This window comes from Chromobacterium sp. ASV23, from assembly GCF_016428945.1.
Taxonomy (GTDB): Bacteria; Pseudomonadota; Gammaproteobacteria; order Burkholderiales; family Chromobacteriaceae; genus Chromobacterium; species Chromobacterium sinusclupearum.
On sequence record NZ_JAELTR010000007.1, the window covers coordinates 20,912 to 34,472 of the forward strand.

15 protein-coding genes are annotated in these 13,561 nt (G+C 62.9%); 1 reads left to right on the forward strand and 14 read right to left on the reverse strand.

Features of this window, described 5'->3' with window-relative positions; translation table 11 throughout:
* Window positions 1-64: 64 nt before the first annotated feature.
* The gene (locus tag JHD59_RS04970) at window positions 65-310 is read right to left on the reverse strand and encodes a DUF6868 family protein (protein WP_106075770.1); all 246 of its coding nucleotides are present in this window, start codon (window positions 308-310) and stop codon (window positions 65-67) included.
* Between the two features lie 86 nt (window positions 311-396).
* Here JHD59_RS04970 and JHD59_RS04975 point away from each other — a divergent pair, with 86 nt between their 5' ends.
* A complete protein-coding gene (locus tag JHD59_RS04975) occupies window positions 397-813 on the forward strand; it encodes a DUF805 domain-containing protein (RefSeq protein ID WP_199153380.1) in 417 nt (138 codons plus the stop codon).
* 65 nt (window positions 814-878) lie between these two features.
* Here JHD59_RS04975 and JHD59_RS04980 read toward each other — a convergent pair whose 3' ends face one another.
* The 13 genes from JHD59_RS04980 to JHD59_RS05040 form a co-directional block, all read right to left on the reverse strand.
* Complete coding sequence (locus tag JHD59_RS04980; protein WP_199153381.1) at window positions 879-1,778, reverse strand: 4-deoxy-4-formamido-L-arabinose-phosphoundecaprenol deformylase; 900 nt, start codon at window positions 1,776-1,778, stop codon at window positions 879-881.
* Between the two features lie 66 nt (window positions 1,779-1,844).
* Window positions 1,845-2,348, reverse strand: coding sequence for a GrpB family protein (locus tag JHD59_RS04985; RefSeq protein WP_199153382.1), 504 nt, complete (start codon window positions 2,346-2,348; stop codon window positions 1,845-1,847).
* Between the two features lie 5 nt (window positions 2,349-2,353).
* Window positions 2,354-2,797, reverse strand: a complete 444-nt coding sequence (locus tag JHD59_RS04990) for an SMI1/KNR4 family protein (RefSeq protein WP_199153383.1) — start codon at window positions 2,795-2,797, stop codon at window positions 2,354-2,356.
* 65 nt (window positions 2,798-2,862) lie between these two features.
* The gene (locus JHD59_RS04995) at window positions 2,863-3,906 is read right to left on the reverse strand and encodes a bifunctional UDP-4-keto-pentose/UDP-xylose synthase (RefSeq protein ID WP_199153384.1); all 1,044 of its coding nucleotides are present in this window, start codon (window positions 3,904-3,906) and stop codon (window positions 2,863-2,865) included.
* A gap of 42 nt (window positions 3,907-3,948) precedes the next feature.
* Window positions 3,949-4,863 (reverse strand): formyltransferase, encoded by a 915-nt coding sequence (locus tag JHD59_RS05000; RefSeq protein ID WP_199153385.1) that lies wholly within the window; start codon window positions 4,861-4,863, stop codon window positions 3,949-3,951.
* Window positions 4,860-5,810, reverse strand: coding sequence for a glycosyltransferase (locus JHD59_RS05005; RefSeq protein WP_103321235.1), 951 nt, complete (start codon window positions 5,808-5,810; stop codon window positions 4,860-4,862). Before JHD59_RS05005 ends, JHD59_RS05000 begins: the two co-directional genes overlap by 4 nt.
* A gap of 5 nt (window positions 5,811-5,815) precedes the next feature.
* Window positions 5,816-6,940: a DegT/DnrJ/EryC1/StrS aminotransferase family protein gene (locus JHD59_RS05010; protein WP_199153386.1), complete on the reverse strand. Its 1,125-nt coding sequence runs from the start codon at window positions 6,938-6,940 to the stop codon at window positions 5,816-5,818.
* A 159-nt stretch (window positions 6,941-7,099) separates the two neighbouring features.
* Window positions 7,100-7,471 carry an SMR family transporter gene (locus tag JHD59_RS05015; protein WP_103321233.1) on the reverse strand — a complete coding sequence of 124 codons (372 nt, stop codon included), beginning with the start codon at window positions 7,469-7,471 and terminating at the stop codon, window positions 7,100-7,102.
* Between the two features lie 87 nt (window positions 7,472-7,558).
* Window positions 7,559-9,211 carry a glycosyltransferase family 39 protein gene (locus JHD59_RS05020; RefSeq protein ID WP_199153387.1) on the reverse strand — a complete coding sequence of 551 codons (1,653 nt, stop codon included), beginning with the start codon at window positions 9,209-9,211 and terminating at the stop codon, window positions 7,559-7,561.
* A gap of 106 nt (window positions 9,212-9,317) precedes the next feature.
* Complete coding sequence (gene hemF, locus JHD59_RS05025; protein WP_199153388.1) at window positions 9,318-10,226, reverse strand: oxygen-dependent coproporphyrinogen oxidase; 909 nt, start codon at window positions 10,224-10,226, stop codon at window positions 9,318-9,320.
* 148 nt (window positions 10,227-10,374) lie between these two features.
* Entirely contained in the window at window positions 10,375-11,193 is an 819-nt protein-coding gene (locus JHD59_RS05030) for a carboxylesterase (RefSeq protein WP_103321230.1), read from the reverse strand.
* A 96-nt stretch (window positions 11,194-11,289) separates the two neighbouring features.
* On the reverse strand, window positions 11,290-12,642 hold the full coding sequence (locus JHD59_RS05035) for an ATP-binding protein (protein WP_199153389.1): 1,353 nt from the start codon (window positions 12,640-12,642) through the stop codon (window positions 11,290-11,292).
* 3 nt (window positions 12,643-12,645) lie between these two features.
* Window positions 12,646-13,356, reverse strand: a complete 711-nt coding sequence (locus tag JHD59_RS05040) for a winged helix-turn-helix domain-containing protein (RefSeq protein WP_103321228.1) — start codon at window positions 13,354-13,356, stop codon at window positions 12,646-12,648.
* Window positions 13,357-13,561 lie beyond the last annotated feature (205 nt).

A 13,561-nucleotide genomic window follows, 5' to 3' on the forward strand; every position in this document is an offset into this window, starting at 1 on the left:
ATGAAATGCGTATTGACCCAAGCGCGTGGTCTTGACTCGTCGGTGCTTGCGGGGGAGGTGGGCTTTAGCGCGATGCCAGCCACAGCGCCGCCAGCGGCGCCAGGTTGAACACCAGAACCAGGATTTTATAGAGGCCGATGCCGCCGTAGTTGAGCAGATCGAAGGCCGGTTCGGACAGACGGAACCAGCGGCTGTGCAGCCGGTACAGCCAGCCGTGGAAGCAATGAAAAACGCCAAACCAGAGGATCAGGATGGCGTAATGAAAGGCCAGGTTGAGCAGCAGCAGGCGTTCGATTTGGGCGATGTCCATGGTGAGGCTCCTGGATGGTTCGAGAGCATAGGATGCTCATTTACATGGCATTAACATGCTTGTAGCATGCAAAGGCATGCCTTGAAATGGAGTCCTGCGGCGCGGCATCAGCATGCGTGCCTGTCCGCGAACCTGAAAAGCGAATCACGATGCATTGGTATTTCTCAGTTTTGTCCAAGTACGCGGTGTTCAGCGGCCGCGCGCGGCGCCAGGAGTATTGGTATTTCGCGCTGACCAATCTGATCATCAGTCTTATGTTGTTGGTCATTCAGCACCGTGTGCTGGGCAGTCAGAGCCAGTGGCTGACAAATATTTATTCACTGGCGCTATTGCTGCCGTCATTAGCCGTATCTATGCGCCGTTTGCACGATATCGGCCGCAGCGGCTGGTGGATGTGGATCATGTTCATCCCTGTGGTCGGCGTCCTCATCTTGCTGGTGTTTCACTGCCAGGATAGTCAAGCTGGCGGCAATCAGTACGGCCCCTCGCCAAAAGACGCGTGAGTGGCTAGCCCAATATGCGAAAAACCCGCCAATCGGCGGGTTTTGTCTTGAGGGCGATGTGTGGCTTACGCCTGCAGCGCCAGCGTGCCGCTGCGGCCGGGGATTTCGCCCATGATGACGCGGCCTTTCGGCAGCGCGGCGGCATCCAGGCTGTGGAACAGATCGATGCAGCTGACCAGCTCGTAGCCCTGGCGCTTCCAGCCGGAGAGCAGGCGGTCGAAGGTGTCCATCAGCCGCATGCCTTCCAGCTCCGCGTGCAGGGTGTAAACGTGGCCGGTTTCCGGCGTGGCTTCAGTCAGCTTCAGCAGATGCTCATGCACGTTGTCGTTGCTGAGGCCGTCCAGTCCGATCAGTTCGTCCAGCGTCGGCAGCGTGGTGGGCAGCTGCGGCACGCCCAGCGGCTGGCCGGCGGCGTCCACCGGCTGGAAGGCATGCGTGCCGCGGCCGTCGGACGCGTAGAGCATGCCGAGCTCTTTCTGGTACGCCAGCGCGGCGTCGTTGATCTGCCAGCCGGCCGCGCCATGGGTGCGCGCCGGTTCGCCGAAGATCTCGCGGAAACGGTCGGCGGCCTTTTTCATTTCGGCGCGGGTCCAGGCCGCATCCTTGCCGGCCACGTAGTCCTGCCACTTGATGTGGTCCCAGCAGTGGATGCCCACTTCGAAGCCCGCGTCGCGCACCCCGCGCAGCAAGGCCGCCTCGCGCTTGCCGATGTCGGGCCCCGGCAGCACGGTGCCGTACAGCAGGGTGTGGATGCCGTAGTGCTCCACCACGGAAGTGCGCGATACCTTGGACAGAAAGCCGGGACGGAACACGCGCTTGATGGCGCGGCCGGTGTGGTCCGGGCCCAGGCTGAACAAAAAGGTGGCGCCAGCCTGGTGGCGTTTGAGCATGTCCATCAGCCGCGGCACGCCCTCGCGGGTGCCGCGCCAAGTGTCGACGTCTATTTTGAGTGCGAGTTTTTTCATGGTGTCAAAGTAGGGCGGAAGCCCGGCCATGCCGGGCGTTCCGCCAAGCTGTAGTTGGCGGCCAGTTTACCGTTTTGCCGCCGCCAGCGCTGCGTTGATGAGGCCGCTTTTGGCTTCGGTGTCGCCGGCGCGGTCGTCGCCGTATTGCTCGGCCAATTGTTGCTTCAGCGCGGCGTAGCGTTCTCGTAACGCGGAGTCGGCGCGCAGCGCGTCGCGGAACAGCAGCTTGTCCCGCCAAAAATCCGAGTCCAGAGTCACGGCATGCAGATGGATTTGGCGCGGCGGATGGGCGGGCTGGGTGAAATAATGCCGGTCCGGTATGGCAGCCGCCATTTGCGGCTGATGGTTGAAATCGATGGCGGACAGCGCCGCGAAATACGGTTCAAGATCGCTCAGCCGCGGCAGGCCCAGCATGGTGTCGATGATGGGTTTGGCGCAGAGGCCGGGCACGGCGGTGCTGCCTATGTGCTCGACGACGGCTTGATTCGCCAGCTTGCCCAGCGCGGCGCGGAGTTTCGCCGCTTCGTCGGCGAAGCGTTGCGGCCAGGCGGGGTGGTAGGGCTGGATCATTGTTGTTAGATCAACTCAGCAATTTTTCTTCTTATAAAAACTTGGAAACTGGGGGCTAAGACATGAGTGGTCATATTGCTGGGGTCGATCTCTACAACACTCCAGTCATTCACTCTAAAGCCTGTATTAAATCCTTGAAAGTCATCCCCAAATATAAAAATGCTATCCAGTCCTTCATGAGCCTCCCCATAGATTTCCTCTGGTTCAACGAGGCTGGCATAAAGCATATATGCTGCAGCCCCGAGCTCTCCTGATCCTATTTCGAGCAAGAACGAAATGTAATCTTGGGGAAGGGCCAATTTAGGCGACAAGATGGGCGCCTGCTCGGCTGGAAGTTGAGCAAGCTTATCAAACGGGGTTCCTGTGCCTTTTCGGCTCAGCAAATCATCGTAAAGGCCCATTTTTCTCGTAGTGGGTAGGGCGGAAGCCCCAAAGGGGCGTTCCGCCATCAGAGGCTCGCGGGCGCGCGGCGGAACGCCCGGCAGAGCCGGGCTTCCGCCCTACGGCTTGGGGATTACACAGACAGATCGCGGCTGGCGGCCACTTGGTCGCGGTAGTAGTCGTAGATGCCGCGCAGGGCGTCGGCCATGGTCACGCTCGGCTTCCAGTCCAGATCGGCCATGGTGTTGTCGATCTTGGGCACGCGGTTTTGCACATCCTGATAGCCCTTGCCGTAATACTGGCCGGAGGTGGTTTCTTCCACTTTGACCTTGTCGGCGTTCAGCTGGTATTCCGGGTAGACGCGTGCCAGGTCGATCATCATTTGCGACAGCTCGCGGATGGAGTAGTTGTTGGCCGGGTTGCCGATATTGTAGATCTGGCCGGTAGCTTTGCCGTCCTTGTTCTCGATGATCTTCATCAGCGCGCTGATGCCGTCGTCCACATAGGTGAAGGCGCGCTTTTGATTGCCGCCATCCACCAGTTTGATGGTTTCGCCGCGGACGATGTGGCCCAGGAACTGGGTGATCACGCGGCTGGAGCCTTCCTTCGGCGTGTTGATGTTGTCCAGGCCGCCGCCGATCCAGTTGAAGGGGCGGAACAACGTATAATTCAGGCCTTCCTGCATGCCGTAGGCGTGGATGACGCGGTCCATCAACTGCTTGGAGCAGGAGTAGATCCAGCGCGGCTTGTTGATCGGGCCGCAGATCAGCTCAGAATTTTCCGGATCAAACTCCTCGTCGTGGCACATGCCGTAGACTTCCGAAGTGGACGGGAATACCAGGTGCTTCTTGTACTGCACGCATTGGCGCACGATGGGCAGGTTGGCCTCGAAGTCCAGCTCGAACACGCGCAGCGGGTTGTTCACATACGTGGACGGCGTGGCGATGGCCACCAGCGGCAGCACCACATCGCACTTCTTGACGTGGTATTCGATCCACTCCTTGTTGATGGTGATGTCGCCCTCGAAGAAGTGGAAGCGCGGATGGTCTTTCCACTCGGCCACGCGGTCATCCTGCATGTCCATGCCGTAGACTTCCCAGTCGGTGGTCTCGATGATGCGCTTGGTCAGGTGGTGGCCGATGAAACCGTTCACGCCCAGGATCAGTACTTTTTTCATTGGATGTCCTCACTCGCCCATAGGCGGAATAATCGAATTCTTTTACAGCGTCAGCGCGTCGGTTCCAACGCGGCCGGCGAAGTTGTCCGCAGTCAGCGGAATACCTTCCAGTTCCACTTCCAGCACCATCAGGCGGCCGCCGTCGGAGCAGCGCAGCCACAGCTGGCCGTCGGCGGCGTAAAGCTCGGCGCGCGCGGCTGGTTTGGATTCGCCTGCGCGCAGCGTTTTCCACAATAGCAGGCGGCCGGCGGCGGTGTCGGCGAAGGCGCCGGGGAATGGCCGCGTCAGCGCGCGCACGAAGTTGTGCATCTGCGCAGCCGGGGCTTGTCCATCGATGCGGCCGTCTTCCGGCTTGCGCCCGCCAAAATAGCCGCCCAGGCTTAAATCCTGCTGGATATGCGGCGCGCTGTCGGCGATCAGGCCGGGCAGACTGCGCCACAACACCATTTCCGCCGCCAGCGTGACCTTGGCGAATACTTCGTCGGCGGTATCGTCCGGCAGGATGGGCACCGCCATCTGATCGACGATGGGGCCGTTGTCCGGCTTGACGTTCATCTGGTGCAGCGTGGCGCCGGTTTCGGTCTCGCCATGGATGATGGCCCAGTTGATCGGCACCCGGCCGCGGTACTTGGGCAGCAGCGAGCCGTGCATATTGTACGCGCCGCGACGGGCGGCTTCCAACAGCGGCGCTTTCAGCATGTGGCGGTAATAGAAGGAGAACAGGAAATCCGCCTGGCAGGCTTGGACCTGCTCCACCACTTCCGGCGTATTTGGATCGTCCGGCGTGATGACGGGAATGCCGTGTTCGCGCGCCACCTGGGCCACGCTGCCAAACCAGATGTTTTCGTTTGGGTTGTCTTGGTGGGTGACGACCAGAGAGACATCGACGCCGCGGCCGATCAGCGCCTTCAGGCAGCGCACGCCGACATTGTGGTAGGCGAAAACCACGGCCTTCATGCCTGCTCTCCCTTTTGTTCCAGCACCGCCTGGATCACATAGCGCGGGCGCGAGCGCACTTCTTGATAGATGCGGCCGATGTATTCGCCCAGCAGGCCGATGCCGAACAGCGCGATGCCGATCAGGAAGAAGGCGATGGCGAACAGCGTGAACACGCCGCCCACTTCCGGCCCCAGGATCAGCCGGCGCAGCAGCAGGTAGACCACCAGCAGGCCCGAGCCGGCGGATACCGCCATGCCCAGCAGCGAGAACCATTGCAGCGGGACGATGGAGAAGCCGGTCATCAGGTCGAAGTTCAGCCGGATCAGGCTGTACAGCGAGTACTTGGATTCGCCGGCGAAGCGCTCCTCATGGCCAACGGTCACTTCGGTCGGATTTTGCGCAAACTGGTAGGCCAGCGCCGGAATGAAGGTGTGCAGCTCATTGCATTGATTGATGGTGTCGATGATGCGGCGGCTGTAGGCGCGCATCATGCAGCCCTGGTCGGTCATCTTGATGCGGGTCAGCTTCTCGCGCAGCCGGTTCATCGCGCGGCTGGCCACGTGGCGCCACAGGCTGTCGTTGCGCTGGCGGCGGATGGAGCCGACGTAGTCGTGGCCCTTGTCCATCTCGGCCAGCAGCAGGCCGATGTCTTCCGGCGGGTTCTGCAGGTCGGCGTCCAGCGTCACCACGCGTTCGCCGCGGCTGTGCTCGAAGCCGGCCAGAATGGCGCGGTGCTGGCCGAAGTTGCCGTTGAACAGCACCACGCGCGTGACGTCCGGCCGCTGGGCAAACTGATCGGCCAGCATGGCGGCGCTTTTGTCGCGGCTGCCGTCGTTGACGAACACGATCTCGTAGCGCAGGTTCAGCGCATCGAGCGCGGGGTACAGGCGGTCGAACAGCGCCGGCAGCACGTCCTGTTCGTTGTAGACCGGGATGACGACGGAAAGGTTGATGGCGGTATTCATGAGTCTCAGTGTAAAACGGCGCGCAGCACGGCGCTGAAGGTTTGGCAGACGCGGATCACGTCTTCATCGCGCATGGCGGGGAACAGCGGCAGCGTGACAGTGCGCGCGCCGACGTCTTCTGCCATCGGGAATTGTCCCTCGGCGTAACCCTTCTCGCGGAACAGCGTGAACAGGTGCATGGCCGGGTAATGCACGCCGACGCCGATGTGCTCGGCCTTCATGCGGGCGATGAACTCGCCGCGGCTGATGCTCATCCGCTGCAAGGGCAGCAGCGGCTGGAACATGTGCCAGTTGGACTGCTCGAAGTCCGCCGGCGGCAGCTCGCAGCCGAGCGAGCGGTCAAAGTGGGCGAAATACAGCTTGGCCAGTTCGCGGCGGCGGGCATTGAAGCCATCCAGCTGTTTCAGCTGGCCGAGGCCGATCGCGGCGGCGATGTCGGTGAGGTTGGCCTTGCCGCCCAGCACGTCCACGTCCATGGTGCCGTCGGCGAAGCGGGTGACGCCCTGCAGCCGCAGCTTCTCGAACAGCCGCGCTTCCTCTGCATTGTTCAGCACCAGGCAGCCGCCTTCGCCGCTGGTCATGTTCTTGTTGGCGTGGAAGCTGAACGAGATCAAGTCTCCCTCGCTGCCGATGCGCCGGCCCTGCCAATTGGCGCCCATCGATTGAGCGGCGTCTTCCACCACGCGCAGGCCATGGCGGCGCGCGATGTCGTACAGACGGTCGCGATCCACCGGCAGGCCGGCCAGGTCCACTGGAATGATGGCCTTGCAGCGCGGGGTGATGGCCGCTTCCAGCTTGGAGAGGTCGATATTGCGCGTGGCCGGATCGGCATCGACGAACACCGGCGTCGCGCCGACTTTCAGGATCACGTTGGCGGTGGCGATCCAGCTGAGCGGGCTGGTGATGACTTCGTCGCCGGGGCCGACGCCGGCGATCTGCAGCGCCATCTCCAACGCGGCGGTGGCGGATGAAACCAGCCGCACCGGGCGGCCGCCGCAAAAGGCGGACAGCTCGGCTTCCAGCTGCTGGCAGCGCGGGCCGGTGGTGATCCAGCCGGAGCGCAAAACTTCGCCGACGGCGGCGATGGTGTCCTCGTCTATGGCGGGACGGGTAAACGGCAGAAAATCCATAAGTGTCTTTTCAAAACCTTTTCTTATGGCCACGAAAACCACGAAATAACACGGGAAAAACTTAACGCGTAATAGTATGCGGCCACTGCTGGCGCAACCAGGCAAGACGAAGCGTTGAGATTGTGTTCGTGTGCTTTCGTGGTTTTCGTGGCAAAAAAATCAGCTGCGCGCCACCAGCACCACGCCGACGATGATCACGGCGATGCCGATCAGCTTCTGCGCGGTGAGGGCCTCGCCAAACATCCAGTAGGCCAAGAGCGCGTTGACCACATAGCCGATGGACAGCATGGGGTAGGCCACGCTGACCTCGACGCGCGACAGCGCCATGATCCACACCACCACGCTGACCACATAGCAGGACAAACCGCCGATGATGGGCAGATTGGTGGCCAGCGACCAGGCGGTCGGCCAGGCATTGGCCAGCGAAAAATCAAAGTGGCCGATCTGGCGCACGCCGGCCTTCAAGCATAGCTGCGCGGCGGCATTCAGCAGCACGCCGAACAGGATCAATCCAAATTCAATCAGTTTCATGTCTTAATCTTAATGAGCCACGAAATCCACGAAACAACACGAACAAAGTCTTTGCTGGATTTGGTGGCAAAAGTCTTATTGAGCGCGTTAAGGCTTCGCCACCACCATGCGCCGCGGGTCCTGATAGATCACCTTCATCGGCAGGCCCTGTTTCAGCAGCTCCTGATAGGTATCGTCGCCCAGCATGGCCACGGCCTTGGGCGCGGCGCGCCAGCGTTCGACAAACTGCCCGATATGCGGCATCCAGCGTTGCGGCTCCTGTCCTTCGCCAAACTCGAACTCGTCGACGAATTCCACCAGCGTCACCGGCCGGCCTACGTAATACGGGAAGGTCTGATCATAGTAGCGGACGGAGTAGATTTCGCTGTCCGGCGTCAGATACGGCTGGATTTGCGCGACGATTGCCTTGCTGCCCTTCAGGCGGCCATAGCTGTCGTGGCCGCTGGCGGCCAGCGTCACCGCCAGCAGGCTGCCAAAGGACAGCGCGGCCACGGCCGCCAGCATCTGCTGGCGGCCCAGCGCGCGCCAGGCGAAGACCGCGCTGATCAGGAACAGCGCCGCGCCGGCGGCGATGAAGCGGGCAAACGGCAGGATCACGTCCAGCGGCGAGTCGGCGTTGGCGAAGCGGCTGGCGAACGGCCAGGCGGCCAGCAGCGCCAGCCACAGCAGGGCCGGCAGAATCATGTGTTTTTTCAGCTCGCGCGGCGCCATCCGGCTGAAGCTGTGCGCCAGCAGCAGCGCCAGCGCCGGGAACAGCGGCAGGATGTAGGACGGCAGCTTGGAGCTGGACTTGCTGAAGAAGGCGAAGATGAACACGCTCCAGATCAACAGCAGGCGGCCGACGCGCAGGCCGGCGGCGCGATCGGCCCAGCCCTCCTTGACGAGGCGCGGCAGCAGCGTGGTCCACGGCAGCAGGCCCAGAATCAGGTAGGGCACGAAATACCATGGCGCGCCGGTGCGCTTGTGCTCGGTGGTCAGAAAGCGTTCGAAATGTTCGCGGATGAAGAAAAAGTGGGCGAAGTCCGGATTGCGTTCCGAAACTAGCACGAACCACGGCGCGGTGAGCGCGAAGAACAGCGCCAGGCCGCTGAGCCAGTGCATGCGTTTCCAGAACGCCCACTGCCAGTTGACGAGGCTGTACAGCACCAGCGTGGCGCCGGGAATCAGCAGGCCGATCAGGCCCTTGCTGAGCACCGCGCCGGCCATGGCCGCCCAGGTCAGCCACATCGCCCAGCGGGTTTCCGCGCGGCTCGCGCCGTCGCGCTGGGCCAGCAGGAAGCCGCACAACGCAGCGGTCAGGAAGAAGCTGACGCCCATGTCCAAGGACAGGAAATGGCTGTTGGCGATGATCCAGGCCATGCCGCCTGCCGCCAGCGCGGCATAGCGGCCGGCGTCCACGCCCCATAGCTTGCGCGCGGTCAGCGCCACCGCCGCCACGCTGAGGAAGCCGGTCAGGCCCGGCCAGAAGCGGGCGGCGAACTCGTTGACGCCGAAGGCGGCGAAGCTCAACGCGCCCATCCAGTATTGCAGGATGGGCTTTTCGAAATACAGCAAGCCGTTGAGCCGGGGCGTGATCCAGTCGCCGCTGTGCAGCATGAACAGCGAGATGGTCGCGTAGCGGCCCTCGTCGGCGTGGATCAGGCCGCGGTAGCCGAGACTGCCGAACCAGATCAGCGCGAACAGCAGCCAGAGCGCGGTTTCCAGCGCGCGGGGCAGGTCAGTGGCCTTGGAGTGGTGCATCGATGATTCCGGAGTCGTTTGTCAGAAGGCGCTTAGGCCAGCAAACCGGCTAGGATACCCGATCCCGCCGCCGCTGTGGGTTGCGCGAAGGCCAGCCCATGCTGGTTCACACCCAGTCGCGCGCTGGCAGGAAATCGGTGTACAGCTGGGCTTCCGCGCTGCCCGGCTCCGGTTGGTAGCCGTATTCCCAGCGCACCAGCGGCGGCATCGACATCAGGATGGATTCGGTGCGGCCGCCGGACTGCAGGCCAAACAGCGTGCCGCGGTCCCATACCAGATTGAATTCGACGTAACGCCCACGGCGGTATAGCTGGAACTGGCGCTCGCGCTCGCCCCAGGCGGTGTGCTTGCGCTTGTCCACGATGGGCAGGTAGGCATCCAGATAGCCGTTGCCCACGGCTTGCATGAAGGCGAAGCTCTGGTCGAAGCCCCATTCGTTCAGATCATCAAAGAACAGCCCGCCGACGCCGCGCGCCTCGTTGCGGTGTTTCAAGTAGAAGTATTCGTCGCACCATTTCTTGTAGCGCGGGTAGACCTCGGGGCCGAACGGCGCGCACAGATCGCGCGCCACCGTGTGCCAATGCACCACGTCCTCCCGCGCCGGGTAGAACGGCGTCAGGTCGAAGCCGCCGCCGAACCACCACACAGGCGCCTCGCCTTCTTTCTCCGCGATGAAAAAGCGCACATTGGCGTGGCTGGTGGGGACGTGCGGGTTATGCGGATGGATCACCAGCGACACGCCCATCGCCTCGAAGCGGCGGCCGGCCAGCTCGGGGCGGTGCGCGGTGGCGGAGGCGGGCAGGGCGTCGCCATGGACATGCGAGAAGTTGACGCCGGCCTGCTCGAACACTGCGCCGTTGCTGAGCACGCGGCTGCGTCCGCCGCCGCCGGCCTCGCGCTGCCAGGCATCCTCGACAAAGCGCCCATCGCCGTCCGCGCCCTCCAGCGCCGCGCAGATGCGGTCTTGCAGGTCGAGCAGAAAGGCTTTTACGGCGTCGCTGTGCGGGTGGCTCATGTCGGGGTCCGTGGATCGGGGTAACAGAGGGCGATTGTAGCAGAGCCGGCGCTTATGCTGCCCGGTTGCCGCCATGGCGCGGAAATCAAAAAATTGCCCGCCTAGCGGCGGGCCGAATCGTACAAAGGGATGGAACTGAGTCCGGCGTTCAGGCCGCCACGTAGGCGGTCCAGCCGTAAGAGGGTTCTGCCGCCTTCGGTTGCGGGGCGGCGTTGAAGAATTTCAGGCTGCGTTGCAGCACCTCGGCGCGTTCGTTGTCCACCATCACCATGTGGTAGCTGTTGGACAGCGGCATGAAGTCGACCGGGCCGCCCAGGTATTGCATCAGGTAGTGGGCGGAGCGCGGGCTGGTGATGTCGTCCTCGTCGGCGTGCACGATCAGTGTCGGACAGGTGATTTCGTGCAGATGGCGCTTCAGCTGGCGGCGCAGGCGGTCCACTTCGCGGATGCAGGCCAGCGGGATGTAGGCGTAGTGGAAACGATCGCCGCGCTCGAAGCGCTGCTGGATGGCCTTGCGGATGCGCACGTTCTTGATGCCGAACGGCGACACCTCCGGCACGCGCATCTTCTTGGCCAAGCGCGGGATGTGATAAACCGCATGGCGCAGCCAAGTCAGCTTGGGCAGGCTCCAGCCGTCCAGGAACATCGGCGGCGCGTACAGCGCCAGCTTGTCCTGATGGTTTTCCCGGCGCGCCACTTCCAGCGCCACCAGGCCGCCCAGGCAGACGCCAGCCAAGTGCACCACCTTGTGCTTGGCCTTCAGCGCGCGGTATTCCTTGCGAATGCTTTCCACCCAATCCTCCCAGCCGACGCTGAGCAGGTCTTCCGGCGAGCCGCCGTGACCGGGCAGCACCGGGGAGTGGGTAACGATGTCGGCGTCCTCCAGCGTGCGGCCCAGCGCGCCCAAATCATAAGCGGTGCCGCCTAGGCCGTGTACCAGCAACGCCGCCGGTCGAGTGGAAACCATTCTGCATAATCCCTGATGAGTTGATGATGGGATTATCCGGAATGGCCGGTAAGCGGTCTGTTGGCTTCCTGTCGGCGCTTTGTGACGGTGAGTGACTTATTGCGGCGGCAGCGACGGTTGCGCAATGATCATGCGGAAGCGCGCGCCGCCCAGATCGCTGGCGCCGGCGCTGGCCTGGCCGTGGTGGTGTTCGGCGATCAAGCGGACGAAGGATAGGCCTAGGCCATGGCCGCCGGTGGCGCGGTCGCGGCTGCGATCCAGCCGCAGGAAGGGCTCGAACACTTTGTCGCAGTCTTCCTCCGGAATGCCGCAGCCGTCATCGTCCACTTCTATGATCAACTGCTCGCCTTGGTGGTAGACCTTCATCCTGACCTGGGCGTGGGCGTACTTGAAGGCATTCAGCAGCAGATTGCGGGTGGCGATGTACATCAGCTTGCGGTCGAAGGCGCCGTCCTCGTGCGGACAGTCCAGCGTCAAGGCCAAGTTGGCGGGTTTCAGGGGCGTGACCAGGTCGATCAGGTCGTCGAACCAGTCGAACAGATCGATCGTCTCCAGGTGCAGCGGAACCTCGCTGCGCCTGAGTTTGGAGAATTCCATGCTGGAATTGATCAGTTCTTCCAGCTCCTGCATATCGCGCTCCATGCCGTCGCGGTAGCGCTGCCATTCCTTGGGATCTTCCTCCTCCTCCAGCATGGTCAGGCCGAAGCGCAGCCGGGCGATGGGGGTGCGAATCTCATGGGCGATGGCGTGCGACAGCGCTTGGCGCGTTTCCATCTGTCGCTCCAGCCGCGAGGCCATGCTGTTGAAGGCCAGCGGCAGCGGCGCGAACAGCCGGCTGGTGGCGGAGCGCGCGCGGGCGCTGAAGTCGCCCTCGGCAAAGGCCTCGGCGGTGCGCCTCACTTCCAGCAGATCGGTCCACAGCGGCCGCAGAATGAAATAGAGCAGGGTGCCCAGGGTGCTGCCGGACAGCAGCATCCAGATCAGCAGCACCTGAATGTCCTCGCTGATCCAGGTGCTCTCGCTGGATTGCACATCCAGCGGGCCCAGCGCCAGCAGGCGTTTGTCGCCCGGCATCGTCACATATAGCAGCTGGTTGTCGCTGTCGAGATACGGTTTGCCCTGGCGCAATAGCGGAGCGGCGTCCTTGGCGATGTCGGTCGGTGGCTGATCGACCAGCCGCAAGGGGTAGCTGAAGCGGCTGGACAGATTGGCCAGTTCGGCATCCCAGCGTTGCGGCGGTTGCTGCAGCAGCCGGTCTTGAATCAGCGACACGGTGCCGTTCATGAAATGCACTCGGCTGGACTGATCGCTGGTTTCATACAGCTTGGTCACCAGAAAGCCGAAGCCGATGATGATCAACAGCTCCACTAGCATGGTGATCAGGAAGTAGCGTGCGAACAGGGTGCCCAGCGTAGGCTTGAACCAGACGCGCAGCTTTTTCGGCGACATGGTTTATTCCCAGTCGCTGCGCGAGAACAAATAGCCCTTGCCGCGCACGGTCTTGATGCGGGCCGGGGTGTCGGGGTTGTCGCCCAGCTTGCGGCGCAGCCGCGAGATGCGGGCGTCGATCGAACGGTCCAGGCCGTCGAAGCCGATGCCGCGCAGCTCGCTCATGATGTCGTCGCGCGACAGCACCTGGCCGGCGTGAGTGGCCAACAGCCACAGCAGGTCGAATTCGGCCGTGGTCAGCTCGATCTGCTCGTCGCCGAGCAGCGCCTCGCGCGTGGCCTGGCTGATGCGGAACTGGCCGAAGGTGATGCTGTCGTTCTCCACCACGACGCCGCCGCCTTCCGCTTGCGCGCCGCTGCGCCGCAGCAGGGCTCGGATGCGCGCCAACAGCCGGCGCGGCTCCACCGGCTTGGCCAGGTAATCGTCAGCGCCCAGTTCCAGGCCGAGGATTTCATCCACGTCTTCGTCGCGCGCCGTCATCATCAGAATGCGGCCGCTGTAGTGCGGGCGAACGTCGCGGCAGACGTCGAAGCCTTCACGGCCCGGCAGCATCACGTCCAGCACCACCAGGTCGGGCCGGGTGTCCAGGATGACCGCCGGCGCGGTGTCGCCGCGGCCATGCAGGCTAACCTGATAACCATGCTTGGTCAGATAGGCCGCGATCAATTCCGCCAGCCTGGCGTCGTCTTCCACGATGAGAATGTGTTGTGCCATTGCGTCCGAGTTTTTCGATCCCTTGGGCAAAAATAGTAACACGCGTTTGAATACTTGGCAGTCGGGGTTTTAGCGCCTGTGCAAAGTCGTTTTTCAAATGACGCCGATCCGCTCGCGGTTTTGAAGCCGGCCGCCGGGCGCTGGCCTATTGGCCTGGCTGCCGCTTCAGCCGTTTTGGTGGGATATGGAGTGGTGCAATTTCCCT

Bases quoted from the DNA above. Each gene is read 5' to 3' on its own strand.
- JHD59_RS04975 (WP_199153380.1), top strand. From the start codon at position 397: ATGGAGTCCTGCGGCGCGGCATCAGCATGCGTGCCTGTCCGCGAACCT.
- JHD59_RS04980 (WP_199153381.1), bottom strand. From the start codon at position 1,778: ATGAAAAAACTCGCACTCAAAATAGACGTCGACACTTGGCGCGGCACC.
- JHD59_RS05000 (WP_199153385.1), bottom strand. From the start codon at position 4,863: ATGAAGGCCGTGGTTTTCGCCTACCACAATGTCGGCGTGCGCTGCCTG.
- JHD59_RS04985 (WP_199153382.1), bottom strand. From the start codon at position 2,348: ATGATCCAGCCCTACCACCCCGCCTGGCCGCAACGCTTCGCCGACGAA.
- JHD59_RS05015 (WP_103321233.1), bottom strand. From the start codon at position 7,471: ATGAAACTGATTGAATTTGGATTGATCCTGTTCGGCGTGCTGCTGAAT.
- JHD59_RS04970 (WP_106075770.1), bottom strand. From the start codon at position 310: ATGGACATCGCCCAAATCGAACGCCTGCTGCTGCTCAACCTGGCCTTT.
- JHD59_RS05030 (WP_103321230.1), bottom strand. From the start codon at position 11,193: ATGGTTTCCACTCGACCGGCGGCGTTGCTGGTACACGGCCTAGGCGGC.
- JHD59_RS05035 (WP_199153389.1), bottom strand. From the start codon at position 12,642: ATGTCGCCGAAAAAGCTGCGCGTCTGGTTCAAGCCTACGCTGGGCACC.
- JHD59_RS05005 (WP_103321235.1), bottom strand. From the start codon at position 5,810: ATGAATACCGCCATCAACCTTTCCGTCGTCATCCCGGTCTACAACGAA.
- hemF (WP_199153388.1), bottom strand. From the start codon at position 10,226: ATGAGCCACCCGCACAGCGACGCCGTAAAAGCCTTTCTGCTCGACCTG.
- JHD59_RS05010 (WP_199153386.1), bottom strand. From the start codon at position 6,940: ATGGATTTTCTGCCGTTTACCCGTCCCGCCATAGACGAGGACACCATC.
- JHD59_RS05040 (WP_103321228.1), bottom strand. From the start codon at position 13,356: ATGGCACAACACATTCTCATCGTGGAAGACGACGCCAGGCTGGCGGAA.
- JHD59_RS04990 (WP_199153383.1), bottom strand. From the start codon at position 2,797: ATGGCGGAACGCCCCTTTGGGGCTTCCGCCCTACCCACTACGAGAAAA.
- JHD59_RS04995 (WP_199153384.1), bottom strand. From the start codon at position 3,906: ATGAAAAAAGTACTGATCCTGGGCGTGAACGGTTTCATCGGCCACCAC.
- JHD59_RS05020 (WP_199153387.1), bottom strand. From the start codon at position 9,211: ATGCACCACTCCAAGGCCACTGACCTGCCCCGCGCGCTGGAAACCGCG.